7 protein-coding genes are annotated in these 22,470 nt (G+C 74.5%); all 7 read right to left on the bottom strand.

Going from position 1 to position 22,470, the window contains the following annotated elements; translation table 11 throughout:
• Window positions 1-198 precede the first annotated feature (198 nt).
• The 7 genes from ACF1BE_RS13555 to ACF1BE_RS13585 all read right to left on the bottom strand — a co-directional run bounded on the left by ACF1BE_RS13555 (window position 199) and on the right by ACF1BE_RS13585 (window position 21,915).
• Window positions 199-678, bottom strand: a complete 480-nt coding sequence (locus ACF1BE_RS13555; protein ID WP_392199172.1) for a hypothetical protein — start codon at window positions 676-678, stop codon at window positions 199-201.
• Window positions 679-698: 20 nt separating this feature from the next.
• On the bottom strand, window positions 699-1,229 hold the full coding sequence (locus ACF1BE_RS13560) for a flavin reductase family protein (RefSeq protein ID WP_392199173.1): 531 nt from the start codon (window positions 1,227-1,229) through the stop codon (window positions 699-701).
• A 114-nt stretch (window positions 1,230-1,343) separates the two neighbouring features.
• A complete protein-coding gene (locus ACF1BE_RS13565; RefSeq protein WP_392199174.1) occupies window positions 1,344-15,215 on the bottom strand; it encodes an SDR family NAD(P)-dependent oxidoreductase in 13,872 nt (4,623 codons plus the stop codon).
• 246 nt (window positions 15,216-15,461) lie between these two features.
• Window positions 15,462-17,051: an aspartate aminotransferase family protein gene (locus tag ACF1BE_RS13570; RefSeq protein ID WP_392199175.1), complete on the bottom strand. Its 1,590-nt coding sequence runs from the start codon at window positions 17,049-17,051 to the stop codon at window positions 15,462-15,464.
• A 335-nt stretch (window positions 17,052-17,386) separates the two neighbouring features.
• Window positions 17,387-19,558 carry a BTAD domain-containing putative transcriptional regulator gene (locus ACF1BE_RS13575; protein ID WP_392199176.1) on the bottom strand — a complete coding sequence of 724 codons (2,172 nt, stop codon included), beginning with the start codon at window positions 19,556-19,558 and terminating at the stop codon, window positions 17,387-17,389.
• Window positions 19,559-19,816: 258 nt separating this feature from the next.
• Window positions 19,817-20,611, bottom strand: coding sequence for a BTAD domain-containing putative transcriptional regulator (locus tag ACF1BE_RS13580; protein ID WP_392199177.1), 795 nt, complete (start codon window positions 20,609-20,611; stop codon window positions 19,817-19,819).
• A gap of 146 nt (window positions 20,612-20,757) precedes the next feature.
• Window positions 20,758-21,915: a transposase gene (locus ACF1BE_RS13585; RefSeq protein WP_392199178.1), complete on the bottom strand. Its 1,158-nt coding sequence runs from the start codon at window positions 21,913-21,915 to the stop codon at window positions 20,758-20,760.
• Between the last annotated feature and the right edge of the window lie 555 nt (window positions 21,916-22,470).

Genomic DNA, 22,470 nt, shown 5'->3' on the forward strand with positions numbered 1-22,470 from the left:
GTGCGCGCCTTCACGGGTGACGGGCGCCGGCTCTGACGGCAGTCGTGTGGCCGGTCGCGCGGAGGGTTCCGCGCGACCGGCCACACGACGTGTCCGCCCCCGCCGAGTCGGCCCGTACCGGACGACTCCGGGCCGTCAGGCAGCCCGTAGTGGACGGCGCCGGCCGTCAGGCGGCTCGCGGCCGGCGACTGCGGGCCGTCAAGCGGCTCGCGCCGAGCGCCGGGCCGTCCGCAGGGAGCGGCCCAGCTCCCGCACCAGGTCGGCCGGAGGGACCGTCCCCGCCGGGAACCGCCGCCTCTCGCACACCGTCAGTGCCGCGCACTCCAGCAGCAGTGTGCGCACCAGCGCCTCGTGCGCCGAGGCCAGCTCGCTCGGCGCCTCCGGCAGGGGCAGAGGTTCCTGCCGGGCGGCGGCCAGCGCGACGGACACGATCTGCCGCCCGCGCCGCCGCATCACCGCCTGGAGGGCCGCGTCCCGACGATCCGGAGGACCTAGCACGGAGGGCAGCGCCGCGTCGAAGGAGACCAGTACCGCGGTCGCGAACGGGTCGGCGGGCAACCGGGCACCGACCGCCGGACCGGCGGCGCCGACGAGGACCCCCGACGCCTCCCTCGCCCGGGCGAGCCCCGCGTTGAGCGCCTCGACGAACAGGCGTCCCACCACGGTGTCCGTGCTCACGGACCCCTCGCCCAGCCCGGTCACGACCGCTCCGACTCGATCGAGCGGAATCCGCCGTCGAAGAACAGCAGCCCCGAACTTCCCTCGGTGCGCGTGGCGCCGACCACGTCACCGACGAAGATCGAGTGGTCTCCCGACTCGTGGGAGTCCGACAGCTCGCATTCCAGCCAGGCCGTCGCGCCCCGCAGCAGGGGGGCCTTGGTGACGGGGCCCGGAGTCCAGTCGAGACCGTCGAACTGCTCCGGTCCCAGCGGCCGCTTCTTGTCGGCGAAGTAGCGGGCCAGCGCCTCCTGACCGGAGCCCAGTACAGAGACCCCGAAGTGCCGCGCGGACCGGATGGCCTGGTGCATGACCGCGTCGTGCGCGACGCAGCACAGCACCGTCGGCGGGTCGAGCGAGACGGAGCTGAAGGCGTTGGCGGTCATGCCGTGGATGTGCTCGCCGCCGACGCTGAGCACGATCACCCCGGTGGCGAAGCGGGCCATCACCTCGCGCAGCGGATACGGCGCCGGCGCCTGGTCGGCAGTTTCCTGGACGGACAAGGACTGCATGGCGAACCCTTCGGGAGTTGGCGGGGAACGGACGCGGACCGCGCAGGGACCGCATCCGGGTGGTCGTAGCGTCTGAGGAGCCGGCCGGCGTCCTCGCCGGCCGGCCGGGAACGGTCAGTCGAATTCGTCGACCAGGGCGAACAGCTCCTCGTCGGTGGCGGCGTCCAGGTGGGCCTCCTCGTGCGGGGCGGGGTCCCGGCCGGGGTCGCCCGGCACGGCGGTGCCCACGAGGGACAGGAGTTCGCGCAACCGGGCCGTGATCCGCTCGCGGGCGTCGTCGTCCGCTGCCAGGGTCCCGATCGCCGAACCCATCCGGTGCAGTTCGGCCAGCACCGCGTCGCCGCTCGGGGCCGCCTCGCGTTCCACCAGCTCCGCGAGGTGCCGGGCCAGGGCAGTGGGGTTGGGATGGTCGAAGACGAGGGTGGTGGGCAGCCGCAGGCCGATGGCCTGCCCTAGCTGGTTGCGCAGTTCCACCGCGGTGAGCGAGTCGAAGCCCAGGTTGTCGAAGGGCAGTTCCACGGCGACGGCCGCGGGCTCGGCGTGCCCGAGCACCCCGGCGACCTGGCCGCGCACCAGCTCCAGCAGGGCGCTGACGCGTTCCGGCCGGCTCAGCCCGGCCAGTTGCGCGAGCGGTGAGAACGCCGCGCCCGGGTTGTCCTCGGCCGCCGCGGGCGTCCCGCGTCCGGTGGGCCGCGGTACCAGGCCGCGCAGCACCGGCACCGCCCGCTCTCCCTGGCGGCGCAGCACGTCCAGGTCGACGCCGGTCAGGGCCACCACCGGCTGGGTTCCGGACAGGGCGAGATCGAACAGCGAGGTGCCCTCGTCGTCGGACAACGGCCGCAGTCCGATCCGCGCCAGTCGCCGCAGATCCGTCTCGCCGAGGCCGGAACTGATCGTGCTGGTGCCGGCCCACAGGCCCCAGGCCAGCGACGTGCCGGGCAGCCCCAGCGCGTTGCGGTGCTGTGCCAGCGCGTCCAGGAAGGTGTTGGCGGCCGCGTAGTTGGCCTGTCCCGCGGTGCCGAGGAGACCGGCGACGGACGAGTACAGGACGAACGCGGACAGCTTCGCCTCCCGGGTCAGTTCGTGCAGGTTCCACGCCGCGTCGATCTTCGGGCGCAGCACGGCGTCCAGGCGGTCGGGTGTCAGGTCGCCGACCACGGTGTCGTCCACCACGCCCGCGGTGTGCACGACGGCTCGCAGGGGGAAGTCGGGGGAGACGGCCGCGAGCACGTCGGCGAGCGCCGCGCGATCGGCCGCGTCGCAGGCCGCGAACGTCACCTCGGCGCCGAGACGCTCCAGTTCGGCCCGCAGCCCCGCGGCCCCGGGGGCCTGTTCGCCGCGCCGCGACAACAGCAGCAGTCGACGCGCCCCGTGCGCGGTGACCAGGTGGCGTACCAGTATGCCGCCCAGCGTGCCGGTGGCCCCGGTCACGAGCACCGTGCCGTCGTCCCAGCGGGGTGCCTCGGCCGCCGGCTCCGGAGCGGCGGCCCGTGTCAGCCGGGGCGCCAGCAACCGGCCGCCGCGGACCGCGGTCTGCGGCTCCCCCGCGGCGACCGCCGCCCGCAGACCGTCGTCGTCGCAGCCGTCGGCGCCGACGTCGATGAGGGCGAACCGGTCGGGATGCTCGGTCTGGGCGGCCCGCAGCAGTCCCCACAGTGCCGCTCGCTCCAGGTCCTCGACCGGCTCGCCGGGTTCGACGGCGGTCGCGCCCCGGGTGAGGACCACCAGCCGTGTGCCGGCGAACCGGTCGTCGGCGAGGAACGTCCGGAGGACGGTGAGCGCGCCGTTCAGCTGGGCTCGGGCCCGGTCGGGCAGGTCACCGCGGCCTTCGACCGCCGGCGGTTCCCACAGCAGGTTCGTGGGCCGGGCATCGGCCGCCGCCCGCAGGTCGGGGCACGAGCCGACCGACGCCAGGGGGGACGTGCCCAGAGCGCGCCAGCCGGCGGCGTCCACGGTTGCGTCCGGTGCCGGCAGGGGTGACCAGGACAGCGGGAGCAACCCGTCGCGCCCCGCGCCGGCCGCCCGCACGGCGGCGGCGGACAGCGGGCGCAGGGCCAGCGAGCCCACGAAGGCCACGGGCAGGCCGGAGCCGTCGGCCACCGTCAGCTCGGCCTCGAGGGTGCCGGCCGCGGTGTCCCGCGGCAGACGCAGCCGTACACGCAGCGCCGAAGCACCGGTGGCGTGCACGGTCGCGTCGGACCAGGCGAACGGCAGACGGGCCGGGGCCGACCCGTCGGCGACGCCGGGGAGCAGCGGGTGCAGGGCCGCGTCCAGCAGCGCCGGGTGGAGTCCGAACCGCGCCGCCTGGTCCCGCGTTCCCTCGGGCAGGGCCACCTCGGCGAAGAGCTCGTTCTCGCCGCGCCACAGCCGGCGCAGGCCGCGGAAGGCGGGCCCGTAGGCGTAACCGTGCCCGGCGAGCGTCTGGTAGACCCCGTCCAGGCCGATCTCCTCGGCGCCCGCCGGAGGCCACACCAGCAGCCCCTCCGCCCGGCCGGCTCCGGCTGCCAGCGTCCCGTGGGCGTGGAGCGTCCACTCGTCGTCGCCGGCACTGCCGTGGATGTCCAGCGGGCGTTCGCCGTTCGCGTCGGGCGCGCCCACCGACACCTGGATCTGTACGCCGTCGTGCTCGGGCAGTACCAGGGGTGTCGCGAGGTTCAGCTCCGCGACCCGGTCGCAGCCCACCTGGTCGGCTGCGCGGACCGCGAGCTCCAGCAGTGCCGTGGCCGGCAGCAGGACCGATCCCGCCACCGCGTGCTCCGCGAGCCAGGGGTGTGTGCGCAGGGACAGCCGGCCGGTGAACAGCGCCTCGTCCCGGCCGGCTCTGCGCACCGACGCGCCGAGCAGCGGGTGGTCCACGGCGTCCAGGCCGAGCACCGCCGGGTCCCCGGTGGGGCCGGCCGGTGCGTCGAGCCAGTAGCGCCGGCGCTGGAAGGCGTATCCGGGCAGTGGCACCGGGCGGGCGCCGGGCAGCAGTACGGACCAGTCGGGTCCGGCGCCCTGCAGCCGCAGCAGCGCGAGCACCGTGACGGCGGTCTCCTGCTCCGGCCTGCCCCGGCGCAGGGCGGAGGCCAGCACGCCGGGTTCCTCGGTCAGGCCGTCGCCGGCGAGGGCCGTCAGGACGCCGTCCGGGCCGAGCTCGACGAAGTGCGTGACGCCCTCGTCCTGCAGGTGCCGCACGCCGTCGTGGAAGCGCACGGTCCGCCGGATGTGCCGGGCCCAGTAGTCCGGCGAGGTGAGCTGCTCCTCGGTGGCCAGGTCGCCGGTGACGTCGGAGACGACCGGGACGGCGGGCGGCCGGAAGGTCAGCCGCCCCGCCACGGCGCGGAACTCGTCGAGGACCTCGTCCATGTGCGGTGAGTGGAAGGCGTGGCTGACCGTCAGCCGCCGGGTGCGCAGGCCCCGCTCCGACCAGTGGGCGGTCAGTGCGTCGACGGCCTCGGCGTCGCCGGAGACGACTACCGCGCGCGGTCCGTTCACGGCGGCGACGTCGATGCTTCCGGCACTGCCGCCGCGCGTCTCCAGGTCGCGGCGGACCTCCTCCTCGGTGGCCTCGACGGCGGCCATCGCCCCGCCGTCGCGGGCCGACCGCATGAGGCGGCCGCGCTCGACCACCAGCGTCGCGGCGTCGGCCATGTCGAGCACGCCCGCCACGTGCGCGGCGGCCAGTTCGCCGACCGAGTGGCCGAGGACGACGTCGGGCCGTACGCCGTGGTGCTCGTACCAGCGGAACAGCGCCACCTCCACCGCGAACAGTGCCGCCTGGGTGAAGTCGGTGCGGTCCATCAGCGTGGCCTCAGGGGTGCCCTGAGCGGCGAACAGCACGTCCTTGAGCGGGCGTTCGAGGAGGTCGTCGAGGTGCGCGCACAGCTCGTCCAGGGCCTGTGCGAACACGGGCGAGGACTCGTACAGTTCGCGTCCCATGCCCGGACGCTGGCTGCCCTGCCCGGTGAACAGGAAGGCCGTCCGGCCCGGCCGCGGCGCGCGCCCGCGCAGCACGGCCGGGGAGGGCCGGCCCTGCGCAAGGGCCCGCAGGCCGTCCAGGAGGGCGTCGCGACCGCTGCCGACGACGACGGCACCGTGCTCCAGCACGGACCGGCCGGTCGCCAGCGTCAGGGCGACGTCGGCGGGTTCGAGCTCCGGGTGGTCGCTCAGGTGGGCGAGCAGCCGTGCCGCCTGCGCGCGCAGGGCGTCCTCGCCGCGGGCGCTGAGGATCCAGGGGACGGCGCCCGTGACCGGGGCGGGCGCCGGCGCGGGCGCGGGCGGGGCGGGCGGCTGCTCGATGACTACGTGGGCGTTGGTGCCGCTGATGCCGAAGGAGGAGATGGCCGCCCGGCGCGGCCGCCCCTCGCGCGGCCATGCTCGGGCCTCGGTGAGCAGTTCCACCGCCCCGGAGTCCCAGTCGACATGCGGGGTGGGCTCCTGAAGGTGCAGGGACCTGGGCAGCACTCCGTGTTCCATGGCCTTGATCATTTTGATCAGGCCGCCGACGCCTGCCGCCGCCTGGGCGTGCCCGATGTTCGACTTCAGCGAGCCGAGCCACAGGGGGCGGCCGTCCGCCGGCCGCTCCTGCCCGTAGGTGTTGAGCAGGGCGGTCGCCTCGATCGGGTCGCCCAGCGTGGTGCCGGTGCCGTGTGCCTCGACCGCGTCCACGTCCGCGGGGGTGAGGCCCGCGTCGGCCAGGGCCTGGCGGATGACGCGCTCCTGGGACGGGCCGTTCGGCGCCGTCAGCCCGTTGCTCGCGCCGTCCTGGTTGACCGCCGAGCCGCGGACCAGTGCCAGTACGTGGTGTCCTCGGCGGCGGGCGTCGGAGAGCCGTTCCAGGACGAGCACGCCGACGCCTTCGGACCAGCCGGTGCCGTCGGCGTCCGCGGCGAACGACTTGCACCGGCCGTCCGGAGCCAGTCCGCGCTGCCGGGAGAACTCCACGAACGTCGTCGGCTGCGCCATCACGGTCACACCGCCCGCCAGGGCCAGGTCGCACTCGCCTCCGCGCAGCGCGCCGGCCGCCAGGTGCAGCGCGACCAGGGAGGAGGAGCAGGCGGTGTCGACGGTGACGGCCGGGCCCTCGAGGCCGTACGTGTAGGCCACCCGGCCCGACAGGACGCTGGAGAGGTTCCCGGCGAGCAGGAAGCCCTCGAACTCGCCCGCCGCGCCGGCCGCCCGGACGCCGTAGTCGTCGTACATGGCCCCCGCGAACACGCCGGTCGGCGTGGAGCGCAGGGTGGCCGGGTCGATGCCCGCGCTTTCGAAGGCCTCCCAGGCGGTCTCCAGCAGCAGCCGCTGCTGGGGGTCGGTGGCCGTCGCCTCGCGCGGCGGCATCCCGAAGAAGTCGGCGTCGAAGAGGTCGGCGTCGTGCAGGAAGCCGCCGTGCCGGGTGTAGCTCGTGCCGCCCTGCTCCGGGTCGGGGTCGTACAGAGCCGCGAGGTCCCAGCCGCGGTTGGCGGGGAACTCGCTCACCGCGTCCACGCCGTCGGCGACCAGCCGCCACAGGTCCTCCGGGGAGGACACGCCGCCGGGGTAGCGGCACGCCATGCCGACGATCGCGATCGGCTCGTCGGCCGTCGCACGGCTGCGGGCGGACCCGGACGGTGCGGGCCGGTCCCTCGCCGTCACCAGGGTCAGCAGACGGTCGGCGACCGCGCGGGGCGTCGGCTGGTCGAAGACGAGGGTGGCGGGCAGACGTGTGCCGGTGGCCCGGCCGAGCTGGTTGCGCAGTTCCACGGAGGCCATCGAGTCGAGCCCGATGTCCTTGAAGGTGCGTTCGGGTCCGACGGCGCGCGCTCCGCTGTAGCCGAGGACGGCCGCGACCGTGGTGCGGACCAGGTCGAGGACCGCTTCGGCCCGCTTGTCCTCGGGGAGCGCGGCGATCCGCCGCGCCCAGTCGGACCCGCCGTCCGCACGGGTCGCCGCGGTACGCCGGGTCGCGCGCGCCGGCACCAGTTCGCGCAGCAGGGGGTGTGGCCGTACGGTCGCGGCGGCCCGCACCGTGACCGCGGCGAGCAGCGGGCCGCCCGTGGTCAGCGCGGCGTCGAACAGCGCCAGGCCCTGCTCGGCGGTGAGCGGCGGCAGTCCGGCCCGCCGCCAGCGGGCGCGTTCGACGTCCGTGAGGGTGGCGCCCATGCCGCTGCCGGTGTCCCACAAGCCCCAGGCCAGCGACAGGGCGGGCAGTCCGCGGGCGTGGCGGTGGTGCGCGAGGGCGTCCAGGGCGGTGTTGGCAGCCGCGTAGTTGCCCTGGCCGGCCGTGCCGAGGAGTCCGGACACCGAGGAGAACAGGACGAAGGCGGCGAGGTCCGCTCCGGCGGTCAGTTCGTGCAGGTACCAGGCCGCGTCGGCCTTGGGGGCGAGCACGGCGGCGAGGCGCTCGGGGGTGAGGGAGAGCGCGGTGGCGTCGTCCAGGATCCCGGCGGCGTGCACGACGGCCGTCAGCGGACGGTCGTCGGGTACGGAGCCGATCAGTGCCGCGAGGGAGTCGCGGTCGGCGACGTCGACCGCGGCGAGGGTCACCGTCGCCCCCAGGGCGCGCAGTTCTCGGTCGAGTTCCTCGGCGCCCGGCGCGTCGGGGCCGCGGCGGCCGGCGAGCAGCAGGTGCCGTGCGCCGTACCGGGTCACCAGGTGACGGGCGAAGAGGGCCCCGAGTCCGCCGGTGCCGCCGGTGACGAGGACGGTGCCGTCCGGGTCCAGCGCGGGCGGTGCGGCGGCCGGCTCGGGCCGGGCCGGCGTCAGGAGCGGAACCAGCGCCCGGCCTGAGCGGACGGCGGTCTCGGGCTCACCGGCGGCCAGCGCGGTGTCCAGCGCTCCCGCGCCCGTGTCCGCGGGGTCGAGGTCGACGAGCAGCAGCCGGTCCGGGTGCTCGGAGCCCAGGGAGCGGACCAGGCCCCAGACGGCTGCGGCGGCGGGGTCCGCGACGTCCTCGCCGGGCAGGACGGAGAGGGCCCCGTGGGTGACGACGGCCAGGCGGCAGTCACCGAACCGCTCGTCGGACAGGAACGTCTGGACACCGCTCAGCACGCGGGCGGCAGCCGCACTGCCGGCGTCGGGGCCTCCGGTCGCCCGCAGGACGAGGATCTCGGCCGGTTCGGTGTCCGCGAGGTCGTCGTCGGTCTCGGTCCACCCGGGAGGCGGCCCGGACGGCGAGGCGGCGGCCGCCCAGTCGAGCCGGTACAGGGAGCCGGCGGCGGGCGCGGCGAGCCGCTTCTTGGCCACCGGGCGCAGTGTCAGGGACTCGATCTCGGCGACGGGCGCCCCGGCCGGGTCGGTCAGCGACACGCTGACCGTGTCGTCGCCGGCGGGGCTGATCCGGGCCCGCAGTTCCGTGGCGCCGCCCGCGTGCACGGTGACGCCGGACCAGGCGAAGGGCAGGCGGATGACGTCGTCGTCCGAGGGTGTCGCGGAGGCCAGGACCAGCGGGTGGAGCACGGCGTCCAGCAGTGCGGGGTGCACCGCGAACCGGCCGGCGGACTCGCGCAGTTCCTCGGGGAGCCGTACCTCGGCGTACACGTCCGCTCCCTCGTGCCGTACCGACACCAGGTTCTGGAAGGAGGGCCCGTAGGAGTAGCCGAGAGTCTCCAGGCGGGCGTAGGCGTCGTCGTCCGGCGCGGGCCCGGCGGCGGTCGGCGGTGGGTCCAGGGCCGGCCGGGCGGTGGGCGTCTGCGCGGTGAGCGAGCCGGAGGCGTGCCGGGTCCAGGGCCGGGCGGGGGTGTCGTCGGCGTCGGGCGCGGAGTGCACCGTGAACACGCGCCGGCCCGCCTCGTCGGGGGCGCTGACGGCGACCTGGAGGCGTACGGCCCCGGTCTCGGGCAGTGGGAGGGGCGCTTCCAGCGCCAGGTCCTCCACGCCCGGGGCGCCCAGGTGGTCGCCGGCGGTGACGGCCAGTTCGAGGAAGGCCGTGGCGGGCAGCAGTACGGTTCCGGCGATGACGTGGTCGGCCAGCCAGGGCTGGGCGCTCACGGAGATACGGCTGGTCAGTACGGCGTCTCCGCGTTCGGCCAGGTCCACGACCGCGGTGAGCAGGGGGTGGTCGGCGGGGTCCAGACCGAGGCTCCGGGCGCCGGCGGCGGACTGCGGGGCCAGCCAGAAGCGCTGCCGCTGGAAGGCGTAGGTGGGCAGGTCGACCGGCGCGCCGCCGGGAAAGAAGGTGGCCGGGGCGAGCGGTGCGCCGGCGGTGTGGGCGCGGGCGATGCCCTCGGCGACGGTCCCGGCCTCGGGGCGGCCGGCCCGCATGAGGGGTACGGCGGTGAACGGCTCGCCGTCCGCGGCGACACGCGCGAGTGGCGCGAGTACGGCGTCGGGGCCGAGCTCGACGGCCACGGTGGCGCTCTGCCGGGCCAGTTCCCGGGCGGCGTCGAGGAATCTGACGGTCGCGCGGATCTGCCCGGTCCAGTAGTCCGGTGAGGTCAGCGCGTCGGACGTGGCGAGGGCGCCGGTGACGGTGGAGACGACGGGCAGGGCCGGCGGACGGTAGGTGAGCCCGGCGGCCACCGCGCGGAACTCGTCGAGGATGCCGTCCATGTGCGGGGAGTGGAAGGCGTGGCTCACCGCCAGTCGCGTCGTCCTGCGGCCGCGGGCCCGCCACGCGTCGGCGATCTCCTGCGCGGCGGAGGCGTCCCCGGAGACGACCACGGACCGGGGGCCGTTGACGGCGGCGATCGCCACCTCGTGCTCCCGGCCTGCCAGGTCGGCCAGGATCTCCTCCTCGGTGGCCTGTACGGAGATCATCGCGCCGCCGGGGGCGGCGGCCTGCATCAGCCGGGCGCGGGCGGCCACCAGGGCGGCGGCGTCCTCGAGGGAGAACACGCCGGCGGCATGGGCCGCGGCGACCTCGCCGATGGAGTGCCCGGCCAGCAGGTGCGGCGTCATGCCGTGGTGCTCCAGGAGGCGGAACAACGCGGTCTCGACGGCGAACAGCGCGGGCTGGGTGTAGCGGGTCTCGTCGAGTGCCGCGGCGGCCTCGCTGCCCGCCTCGGCGAACATCACCTCGCGCAGCGGCCGGGGAAGCAGTCCGTCGAAGGCGGCCCAGACCTCGTCGAGGGCGGCGGCGAAGACGGGGTGCGCCTCGTACAGCCCGCGGCCCATGCCGGGGCGCTGGGCGCCCTGACCGGTGAAGAGGAACGCGGTGCGGCCCGCTGCGGCGGCGTCACCCGTGATGAGGCGGGGATGCCCGGGTGCGTCCTGGTCGGCGAGCGCGGACAGGGCGGCGAGGCGTTCGGACAGGTCGCCGCCGAGGACCACGGCCCGTCGTTCGAACACGGTCCGGGTCGCGGCCAGGGACCAGCCGACGTCCGTGACGTCGGTGTCGGGTCCGAGGCTCCGCCGCAGACGTTCCGCCTGGGCACGCAGCGCCGCGGTGTCACGCGCGGACAGCACCCAGGGGGTGGGGAACCGCTCGTCGTCCAGGGCGCGTGCCGTCCCGTCCGGGCCCGCGGCGGGCAGCGGGACGGGTCCGGCGTCGGCGGCATGGGCCGCGGGCGCGGACGCCGGGCCCGTGGTGCCCGGATCGGGGTTCTCGCGCGCGGGCAGTCCCGTCTCCGGCCGGCCGGGCTCGTTCGGCGAGGTGGCGCCGGAGCGGACCGAGGGCGTGGGTGACGTGGTGCCGGCGGCGGGCTCGTACTCCAGGACCACGTGGGCGTTGGTGCCGCTGATGCCGAACGAGGAGACCGCTGCGCGGCGCGGTCGGCCTGTCGCGGGCCAGCTCCTGGCCTCGGTCAGCAGTCCGACGGTCCCCGCGGACCAGTCGACGTGCGGGGTCGGCCGGTCCACGTGCAGGGTCCCGGGCAGGATGCCGTGCCGCATGGCCTGCACCATCTTGATGACGCCGCCCACCCCGGCGGCGGCCTGGGCGTGGCCGATGTTGGACTTCAGCGAGCCCAGGTAGACCGGGTCCCGGTCCTCGCGGTCGCTGCCGTAGGTGGCGATGATCGCTTCGGCTTCGATGGGGTCACCCAGCGTGGTGCCGGTGCCGTGCGCCTCGACGGCGTCGACGTCCGCGGGACCGAGGCCGGCGTCGGCGAGCGCCTGGCGGATGACCCGCTGCTGGGCCAGCCCGCTGGGGGCGGTCAGCCCGTTGCTGGCGCCGTCCTGGTTGACCGCGGAACCGCGGATCACCGCCAGCACGCGATGGCCGTTGCGGCGGGCGTCGGAGAGCCGCTCGACGAGCAGCATGCCGACGCCCTCGCCCCAGCCGGTGCCGTCGGCTGACGCGGCGAACGACTTGCACCGGCCGTCCGCGGCCAGACCGCGCTGGCGTGAGAACTCCACGAACATGCCGGGCGACGACATCACGGCGGCGCCGCCCGCCAGGGCCATGCTGGTCTCGCCGGAGCGCAGGGAACGGATCGCCAGGTGCAGCGCGACCAGGGAGGACGAGCAGGCCGTGTCCGCGGTGACCGCGGGTCCGATCAGACCGAGCTGGTAGGCGATGCGGCCGGACATGACGCTCGCCGTGCTGCCGGTCAGCACATGTCCCTGCACGCTCTCGGGCGCGTCCTGCATACGGGGCCCGTACTCGAGGGACGTGGCGCCGACGAAGACGCCGGTACGGGTGCCGCGCAGGTCCTCCGGCAGCAGCCCGGCCCGCTCCACCGCCTCCCAGGACGTCTCCAGCAGCAGCCGCTGCTGCGGGTCCATGCCGAGCGCCTCGCGCGGTGAGATGCCGAAGAAGGCGGCGTCGAACTCACCGGCCCCGGCGAGGAATCCGCCGTGCCGGACCGCGCTCTTGCCCTGCCGTTCCGGATCGGGGTCGTAGAGGTCGTCGTCCCAGCCGCGGTCCTGCGGGAAGGCGGAGACTGCGTCGACGCCCTCGTGCACCACCCGCCAAAGGTCCTCGGGCGAGGCGACGCCGCCCGGATAGCGGCAGGCCATGCCGATGACGGCGATCGGCTCGTCGCCGTCCGCGGCTGCCGGGGCGGGGGCGTCGGACCCGGCGGTGGCGCCGAGCAGTTCCGCCTCGACGAACGCGGCCAGCGCACGGGGTGTCGGGTGGTCGAAGACGAGACCGGTGGGAAGTGGCAGCCCGGTGGCGGTGGCGAGCGCCGCACGCAGTTCCGTGGTCATCAGGGAGCTGAATCCCAGCTCCTGGAACGGTGTGTGCCGGTCGATCGGCTCGTCGCCCGTGTATTGCAGGACCGCGACGACGTGCTCGTCGACCAGCTCGGCCACGGCCCGCCGGCGCTCGGCCGCGGACATCGCCGCCAGCCGCTCGCCCAGCTCGCCGCGCGCCCGCGGGACGGTCGTCTCCTCGGCGGGCGCGGGCGCGGCGTTCGGTGCGCCGGCCGTGGGGTCGCCGGGCACGAGGTGCGTGTGCGGCGCCCTCGCACCGGGATCGTCCAGCCAGTGACGGGTGCGCTGGAAGGCGTAGGTCGGCAGGTCGATGCGGCGCGCGGCGGTCCCTCGCAGGAACCGGCCCCAGTCGACCGGCGCCCCGTGGACGTGTGCGGTGGCCAGCGCGGTGACGAAGGCTTCGGTCTCCCGGCGGTCCTGGCGCAGCAGGGGCACCGCGGTCAGTTCGTCCGCCGTCTGCCGGGCCAGCGGGGCCAGTACCGCGTCGGGGCCGATCTCGACGAGGGCGACGACTCCCCGCGTGTGCAGCGTGCGTACGGCGTCGGCGAACCGGACGGTGCCGCGCAGCTGGCCGGCCCAGTAATCGGCGGTGCGCAGCTCGTCGCCGTGGGCGACGTCCCCGGTGAGCGTCGAGACCACCGGGACGCGGGGCGCGTGGTAGGTGAGCTGCGAGGCGGCCCGGTGGAAGTCCTCCAGGACCGAGTCCATGTGCGGCGAGTGGAAGGCATGGCTGACCGCCAGCTTGCGCACGCGCCGTCCTCGGGCGCGCAGCGCGTCGGCCACCTCGTCGGCCGCGTCGGCGTCGCCGGCGATGACGGTGGCCTGCGGCGCGTTGACCGCGGCCAGCGCCAACTGCGGCCGGTCCGCGAGTAGTTCGGTCACCTCGGCCTCGTCCGCCTGTACGGCGATCATCGCGCCGCCGCGACGCGCGGACTGCATCAGCCGAGCCCGTGCGGCCACCAGCGCGGCGGCGTCGGGCAGGTCGAGGACTCCGGCGACATGGGCGGCGGCGAGTTCGCCGATGGAGTGCCCGGCCACGAAGTCGGGCCGTAGGCCGAACGACTCGGCGAGCCGATGGAGGGCGACCTCCACGGCGAACAGGGCCGGCTGCGTGTTGACGGTGTCGTCGAGCCCCCGGCCGGTGCGGATCACCTCGGCGGGTGAGACGGGCAGGTGGACCGCCAGCGCCTCCGCCACCTCGTCGAACGCGGCGGCGTACGCGGGGAATGCCGCGTGCAGCCGCATGCCCATTCCGATGCGCTGCGCGCCCTGCCCGGTGAAGACGAAGCCGACGGGGCCGGGGCGGGCGGTCCCGGTCACCACGGCCGGGTGGGCACGTCCTGAGGCAAGGGCCTCGGTCCCGGCGAGCAGCCCGCGCGCGTCCGGGGCCAGGACGACAGCGCGGTGCCGGAGGGCGGCGCGGGTGGTGGCCAGGGACCAGGCCACGTCCGCCGGCGAGGGCTCCGTGCCGGTGGCGAACGCGTGCAGCCGTTCCGCCTGGGCGTGCAGCGCGGCCCGCCCGGCGCCGGAGATCACCCACGGCAGGAGATCCGGTTCGCCCCTGTCGGCGTCGGCCGTCCCGAGGTCTGCGTCCGCTGCGTCGGCTGTCCGCGCGGCCGGCGGACTCACGGGGGCCTGCGCGAGCACGACGTGGCAGTTGGTGCCGCCCATGCCGAAGGAACTGACGCCCGCCACCAGCGGCCGGCCGGGGTGCGGCCAGGGCCCGGTCTCCGTGCGCACGGTCAGTCCCAGCTCGGGCAGCGGGATGGCGGGGTTGGGCGTGGCGAAGTTCAGACTCGGGGGCAGCAGTCGGTGGTGGATGGCGAGCAGCGTCTTGATGAGGCCGGCGATGCCCGCCGCGCCCTCCAGGTGGCCGATGTTGGTCTTGACCGAGCCGACGTGCAGCGCGGCGTCGCGCGAGCGTCCCGCGCCGAGTTCCGCACCCAGGGCCGCCGCCTCTATGGGGTCTCCGACCGGGGTGCCGGTGCCGTGCAGTTCCACGTACTGCACCTCGTCGGCGCCCACTCCGGCGCGGGTGCGGGCGGCGCGCAGCACCTGCCGCTGCGCCTCCTCGCTGGGGACGGTCAGGCCGGGGGTCGCGCCGTCGTTGTTGACGGCGCTGCCCAGGATGACGCCGTAGACGCGGTCCCCGTCCGCCACCGCGCTGCTCAGCGGCTTGAGGACGACCACGCCGGCGCCCTCGCCGGGCACGAACCCGTTGGCGCGCGCGTCGAAGACGTAACTGACGCCGTCCGGCGAAAGGGCGCCGAACCGCTCCTCGGTCAGGGTGTGCTCGGCGAGCAGGTTGAGGTTGACGCCGGCGGCCAGGGCGGCGGTGGACTCGCCGGTGCGCAGGCTCTCGCAGGCCAGGTGCACCGCGACCAGCGACGAGGACTGGGCGGCGTCCACGGTGAGGCTCGGGCCGCGCAGCCCGAGGTGGTGGGAGACGCGGTTGGCGATGACGCCCCGGTTGACGCCGGTCATGGTGTGCTGGGTGATCGCCGCGCCGCCCCGCTGGTAGAGGAGGGACGTGTAGTCGTCGCGCAGGGTGCCGACGAACATCGCGGTCCGGCTGTCGCGCAGGGACGCGGGGACGATGCCGGCGTCCTCCAACGCCTCCCAGGACAGTTCCAGGACGAGCCGTTGCTGGGGGTCCATGGCAGCCGCCTCGCGCGGCGAGACGCCGAAGAAGGCGGCGTCGAAGGCGTCCACGGCGTCGAGGAAGCCGCCGCGCCGCACGGCGGCCCGGGCGGGCGGCGCGAAACGGCCGGCGGGCACGTCCGTCACGGCGCTGGACCCGCTGGCCAGCAGCTCCCAGAAGGCCGAGGGGCCGGCCGCGCCCGGCAGCCTGCAGGCGAGACCCACCACGGCGATCGGTTCGGTGCGGTGGTGGCCGGTCGCGACGCCCGCCGGAGCGTGCTCACTCATCATGACGTCCGCTGCCCTTTCGTAGCTGAATTCCCCAGAAGGTGAAGTGCGCGAGGCCGCACCGGCGCCGTGCGGTCGGGTTCCGTTCCCCGCCGGGCCGTTTTCCGTTTCTCCGGCCGTACCACGGCCGCCGGTCGATCCGGCCTTCCGGTGCGTTCTCCCCCGGTCGGCCGCTTGCCGTTTCCCCGTCGGACCTCTCGCGTCCGCGCGGTACGGCCGGATGTTGCGCGTGGTGCCGGTCCAGCGGCCTCAGGCCGGAACGGCGAGCCGGTCCGCGGCCTGGTCGCGGACGATCAGGCACACGTCGGTCAGTGCCCGCTCCAGGCAGCCGATCTCGTCGTCGGTGAGGAGGACGGAGGGCTCGAACCGCAGGGTGTGCACGGCACTCGCCGTCGGGAAGGTGCGGATGCCGTGGGCGTGCAGCAGGTGCCCGGCGACGACGTACCCGAACATGCCGGAGCGAGCGGCCTCGGCGAGCTGCGGGCTGCGCGCCTCGCTCTGGTCGTGGAACTCGAAGCCCTGCATCAGGCCCCGGCCGCGCACCTCCTTCACGACGTCCGGGAACTCGGCGGCGACCCGTCGGAGCATCGCGGCGAGGGCCTCTCCACGCTCGGACGCCTGCCGGTAGAGACGGCCGTCGTCCGCCTCCAGCAGTTCCAGCACCTTCAGCGCGACATGGCACGAGAAGCTGTCCTTGGCGAAGGTGGAGCTGTGCACCAGCTCGAACTCCGGCCGGTAGCGGGCCTCCCGTACGAGCATGACGGAGGTCTTGGCGATGCCGCCGCCCAGGGACTTGGCGAGGGCGTAGTAATCGCCGCGCACGCCCAGCGCGGCGCTGGCCAGCAGGGCGCCGGTGCGGCCCATACCGCTCTGCACCTCGTCGATGACGAGCGGACAGCCGGCCTCGCGGCCGAACTCCTGGATCTCCTGGGCGAACTTGCGGGACAGCGGCCGGATGCCGCCCTCGCCCTGGACGGGTTCGAGCAGGAACGCGCAGTAGCCGGGGTGGTCACGCTCGGCCAGTTCGAGGCGGCCGTCACGGTGGTGGATCTCGTACAGGGCGCCGCGTTCCTGCTCCAGGACCTCCTTCAGCGCGTCGGGACGGTCCATCGGCACGAAGCGCGTCCGCACGCCGAGTGCCGCGAAGGGGGCCCGGTAGCCCTCGTTGTGGGTCAGCTGGACGCTTCCCATCAGTTTGCCGTGGAAGCCGCCCTCCAGGGCGAGCAGCACCGGCGCCCGCCCGGCGACCTCGGCGTTGCGCCTGCTCGCCTCGGCGATCAGCAGATCGACGCCGTCCTCGTCCCGCTCCGGACGCGGCACCCCGAGCCGCTCGTAGACGGGGGCGGGCACGGTCGCCCGGCCGGCCAGGACTGCCGCGCGCGCGTCCTCGGCGCTCGCCCCGATCTCCCGCAGGACGGTGGACAGCCGTGCGCCGCGGTCCAGTTCGGCGTGTTTCACCGCGGCCTCGATCGCCTCCGCCCCGCTGTTGGCGAACGTGGCGTAGTAGGGCTCCTCGACGCCGGTCTCGCGGTGGATGACGCGATTGAGCTCGGCGGCCAGGCGGTTGGCGTACGGGTGGGAGGAGAACTGGGCGTGCACGGGTGAGTGCGCGTCGAGGAGTTCCCGGGCCCGGGCGACGATCTCGGGGTGGTTGTGCCCGAGGATCAGGGATCCGTAGCCGCCGGCGAAGTCGAGGACGGGCGTCGGTGAACCGTCCGCGGCGCGGCGGTAGAGGGTGTTGCCCCGCGCGGACACGTACTCGACGTCGAGTCCGGCGGTGCCCAGCAGTCGGCGCAGATTGGGCTCGGCGAGTTCGGGTCCTGCTGTTTCCGCATTCATGTCGCTCCTTGTCGTCGTGCCATCCTGTGCTTGCGGAATCCAGCGCGCAGTCATGGGCAGGTCATCGGGAGGACCGGGCGGCCGATTACCGGGCAATGGGCTCCGATCGCCGGTGCGGCGCATATCCGGGAGATGCCGTTCCGACGGCCGGGGGCGGTCGTCACGGGGTGCGCCGAAGCCGTCGGTACGGACGTCGGACGAGGCCGCCGGGGCGGCGGGGCGGCGGGGCAGTGGCGCCGGGGGTCCGGCGCGCGGGGCCGGCTGCGTCAGGGCACGCCTCGGCTCGGGCCGCCGAGGACGGTCGGCCCGAGCCGGGGAAGCGAGAGGTGCGGCTGTCAGCTGCCGGCCGAGGAGTCGAGGACCTTCCCCAGGTGTCCGGTGCCGACACTCTCGAGCAGGTCCAGGGTCACCGTGGTCACGTGGTGCTTCCCGCCGCCCCACGACGGCCGGCGCAGCAGCAGCTCGGGGCCCGCGGCAGCGACGACGAACAGCTGGCACGGGACGGGCGACCCGGCACAAGCCTCGACGGCCTCCAGTACGTGGCCGCAGGCGCGGTGGAGGTCGTCGACGGCGAGCACGACGGGCCTGCGGCGCGCCACCTCCTGGAAGAAGGTGCGCCAGGCGTGGAGGGTGCCGGCCAGGCGATCGTCCCCGCTGTCGGGGCCGGCCGGTCGCGACGTGCTGCTGACGAGCGGCGCGAGCCGGGACACCAGCCGGTCGGCCGTCCGCTCCGACGCGAACAGAGAGCGCACCCTGTGCTCCAGGACGCTCGTGCCGTCCTCCCCCGGACGGATCCCGCAGTAGGCGGCCAGCATCTCCGCCTGCGCCTGGAGCGGGTCGTCGTCGGGGGCCGAAGGAGTGCGTCCGGTCAGGAACAGCACCGCGTCGGACTGGTGCGCGGTCCACCGGCGGAAATCCTCCAGCAACTGGCTCCTGCCGCTCTCCGCCTCGCCCAGGACGGTGACCAGGTGCGGCACCGACCGGAGCCAGGTACGCCGTACCAGGCCGCTCAGCACGTCGAGTTCGCATGTCTGCCGTGCGCCCGCGCCGTCCGTCCGGCCCGCGGCGAACTCCCGCCGCCCCGTCACCCGCCACAGGTGCGGCGCGTCCTCGAGCTTCCTGTAGGAGATGGTGCTCGCGGTGGCCCGGCGCACCTCGTCGCGTACCCACACCTCTCCGCCGGGCACTTCGGAGAGCAGCGCGTGGGACTCGTCCAGGGCGGCGCCGACGACGGTGGGCGCGTCACCGGGGTCCCCCTGGCGCAGCAGTACGTCGCCCACGGTCACGGCGGCGCGCGTCGTCAACCGGCCGGCGTCGGTGGCGACGTCGAGGATGTCGCGGACGGAGAGCGCGGCGAGCACCGCCCGGCTCACGTCCTCCTCTGCGGGGTCCTCCAGGCCGAACAGGGCCAGACACACCGATCCGATGGAGGCCGTGACCTTCCCTCCGAACCGCTCGATCTGTTCCCGCACCATCAGGGTCGTTCCGTCCAGGAGGTCGTCGAGGTTCTCGCGGACGCCGCCGCCCGGTGCGGGAGTGAGCCGGGTGGAGACGGACAGGATGCCCACCCTGCGGCGGGCGGCGTCGGGGAAGCGTGCCGGCGCGTCGTCCGGGGGCGGGGGCGTCGCGGCGGCGGCCGTGGCCTCGGTGCGTACGATCCCGTAGGCAGCGTCGCGCGGCGAGCCGTCGCCGGTGCGGTCCGGCAGCGGTCCGCCCACGCCCGGGGAGAGCGAGATGTCCTGGATGAGGATCGCCTGCTGGAGGGCCTGTAGTTCCCGGGCGGGCTCCAGCCCCAGGTTCTCGACGAGCTGGGCCCGTAACCGGGTGTAGGCGTTGAGCGCGTCGGCCTGCCTGCCACATCGGTACAGGGCCAGCATCAGCTGTCCGCAGGAACGTTCGCGCAGCGGCTCGGCCTGAACCATGGTCTCCAGTTCCGGCAGGACTTCGTAGTGGCGTGCGCAGGCCAGCTGGGCGTCGAAGTAGTCCTCCATGACGTCCAGTCGCGTCTTCTCCAGCGCCGCGAGCTCGGGCCAGTCGATCCCGGCCTCCACCAGGTCGGCGAGGGCGGGGCCGCGCCACAGGCCGAGCGCCTCGCGCAGCAGCACCGCCGCCTGTTCCGGCGCTCCCTGCGCGCGTTGTTCCCGCCCCTGGGCGACCCGGCGGTGGAACTGGTGCACGTCCACGTGCTCGGGCGTCACCCGCATCATGTAGCCCGCGGGTTGGGTGAGCAGCGCCGGGCCCGTCTGCGCGAAGGTGTCGGGCTGCAAGGAGGCGGCCCGGGGGGAAAGCAGTCCGCGAATGCCGTACACCGCGTTCTGCAGTATCTTGCGCGCCGTCGTGGGCGCTTCGTCGACACCCCACAGGGCGTTGAGCAACTGGCTCACGGGCACGACCCGGTTCGCCCGGAGCAACAGGAACCCGAGCGTGGCACGTTGCTTGGTGCCGCGCAGCACCACCGGTCTGTTCTGATCGACTACCTCGAGCGGACCCAGTACGCAGAACTGCATTGCTTCCCCCTTCAATGCGGCATGTGTTCCACACGACGGCTCGGTCCCGGGAAGGGTGGTCGAGGAACAGCCGGGCCCATGGACGGAATCCGGATGTCATGGCGGACCGCCCGGTCCGAGCCGGCGCAGAAGGACGCACAGGGCAAACGCGGATGCGGTCGGGCATCGCGACGCCGCCGTCTGCCGTCCTTGGTGTGCACCGTCCCGTGGCGCCGTTGCCATGAACGGTTTCCGTCGGTAACGGATGGCGCACGTTCTTCAGGCGGCCCGACGCTCCGGCTGAGCGAAGGCCGTGGCCGCGGGCGGCTCCAGGATCTCAGCGTGCAGGCGTTTCAGTTCGGCCGAGGGTTCCAGGCCCAGTTCGGCTCTGAGCAGGACGTAGAGGTCCTGGTAGGCCTGCAGGGCCTCGCCCCGTCGGCCCACCCGGTGCAGCGCCTGGATGAGCCGGCCGTGGAACCATTCGTGCAAGGGGTACTCGTCGACCAGCGCGCGCAGGTCGGGCAGCATGTGCCGGAGCCGGCCGCTTGCGCCCGCGATCTCGACGCGCAGTTCCAGGGCGCGCAGCCTCAGTTCCTCCAGACAGGCGGTACGGCCCGCGAGGACCGGGCCGACCGGCATGTTGCTCAGGAGGGGCCCTCGCCACAGGCCGAGAGCGCGGGTGACGTGGTGGGAGGCGGCGTCCAGGAGGCGGGCGTCCAGCTCCGCCTGGGCGCGGCGGACCAGGAGTTCGAAGGCGCGGACGTCGACGTCCTCGTCGTCCACCTCGAGCCGGTAGCCCGGCCCCTTGGCCGCCAGCAGTTCGTGGCCGGGTGGGCAGGCCCGTATGCCGGCCAGCATTCGGCGGGCGTGGTACACGTGGGTCCGAAGGGTGCGCAGGGCACCGGCCGGGGGGTTCTCCCCCCACAGTTCCCGGATCAGGGTGTCGGTGGCGACCGTCGTGCGCGGCTGGAGCGCCAGGACGGCCAGGAGCCGGGAGACCTTGGGAGCTCTGTGCGCATGAACCTTTCCGTCTTCGGTGACGATTTCGAAGGAACCGCTCAGCCTTAGTTCCACAACGTACTCTCCTGTTCCGGTGCGACCAGTGCTCGTTTCGGGGACTCGACGGGGTTCCACCAGGCGGGACAGCGGGACGGACGCCGTAGCGGCGCCGCGTTCCGGGGACGGGTCCGGGGGCCCGTCCGGACGGCCGCCGGGCCGTGTCATGCGGCGTGTGGGTGGGGCGGACTGTCGGCCGCTCTGTGCAGAACGACGAGCAGCTGAGCGACGGAGACGAGGGTGAGGTGGTGGTGACAGCCGCGGTAGGACCGCCCCGCGTAGTCGCACAGGCCGAGGCGTTCGGAGACTCCGGCTACTTCGTGTCTCACGCGGCTGGGCAGCCGGGCGAGCCGCATCAGCGCCGGCAGGGGCAGGGAACGGATGTTCGTCATCCACAGGGATCTTGGCTCCCGTCCGCCCTCCCACTGCCCGAGCAGGAGCAACGCGGGCGGGTCTTCGTGCGTGGACCCGCCTTCGACGGCGACCGGGATGGAGGCCGCCGTGCCGTACAGGTCGAGGGGGCGTCGCAGCTCCGTCAGCGCGCCGGCGAACCCGGCCGCCGTGCCCTGCCGCGCGTCGTACCCCGGGAGCCGGGCCCGGTCGATCCGCAGGGGTGTTCCGGGTGCGACGCGGACGACGAACTCGTCGCCCCGCCGCAGGAGTCCGTGGACCACTTCGACCGCGTCGGTTCCGTCGGCGTCGGCCACGACGGGACGCCGCCAAGGACGCAGCAGGCGGGCGGCGTCCACCGCGGTCTCGAGGACGTGCGTGCCTGGCGCGTCGACCGTCGTACGGTCCCGGCTCCCGCTACCGGGACGGCTGCCGGCCGCACCGCCGAGCTGCGGCAGCGGCATCAGGTGCCAGTCCACGGGAACGGATCCCGCCGCCGACACCAGCCAGGCCCCCAGGGCCTGCGGGGCCGCCTCGGCCGACGTCCGCCGGCGGGCGGCAAAACGGTCGGCCCCGGTCGGGCGGAGCGCCGCCCCCATGACGACGGCGGGCGTGACCACCAGGGCCTCGGGCGACAGCGCCTGCTGCGCGTACCGGGCGAGGGCCCGGCGCACCGGCCGCCAGTCCCACGGAGACGCGGCGATGAAGTGATGCACGCTCTGGCCGGCCGCTGCTCCTCCCCACTGCGCGCCGATGGTCTTGAGGGTCTTGCGTCCCGGTATGTCGAGCAGGGCCCGCACGTACTGCTCGGCCTTGAGCCGGTACCCACTGCGCACCAGGGAGGCGAAGACGCGGCTGCTCGCTTCGGCGACCAGCGATGCCGGTACGGATGGCCCGTGTGCCGCACCAGCACACGGTCCTGCAGACCACATCGCGAAGCCCCCCACTGCGTCACACAACGTCTGACTAGAACGAACGCCTTTTACAGGAGGCGCTGTTCACGCCCTCAAAGAAATCATCCGTTCGGTCCTTTGTACAGCCTGAAGTGATCTTTAAATCGGTATATAAGCGGTTCAATGCGGCCAATATGCTTTGACATATGCCCGGGAGAATGCCTATGAGGGTCAAGATCCAGTCAAAGGTCGAGAAAGGATCGACTGACCGACTAGAGCGACCGTCCGAGTGGCAGATGTCGAGCGCGGCCCAGCAGAACCAGGGGGTTCGAGCGTGTGGTGCCAGTCGGGAGACGCCGTCCGGCGTTGGGGGCTGAGAGGCTGGTGGCGCGGGTGGCGGGAGCGGTCTCGCATCCCGGCCTCACCGTCCAGCCGGTACCGGCTCGCCCAGCCGGTGGTGATGTGGCTGACCCGGAACCGCTCGGCCGCCCGGCGCAGCGGTCATCCCTCCCCGACGACGCGGCAAGCGGGACGCAGGTGTCCCGTCGCAGTCAGCGGGCCGTCGCCTTGGGACACGAGTCCCTCCTGCGGTCG

This window comes from Streptomyces sp. NPDC014991 (assembly GCF_043080665.1).
Lineage (GTDB): Bacteria > Actinomycetota > Actinomycetes > Streptomycetales > Streptomycetaceae > Streptomyces.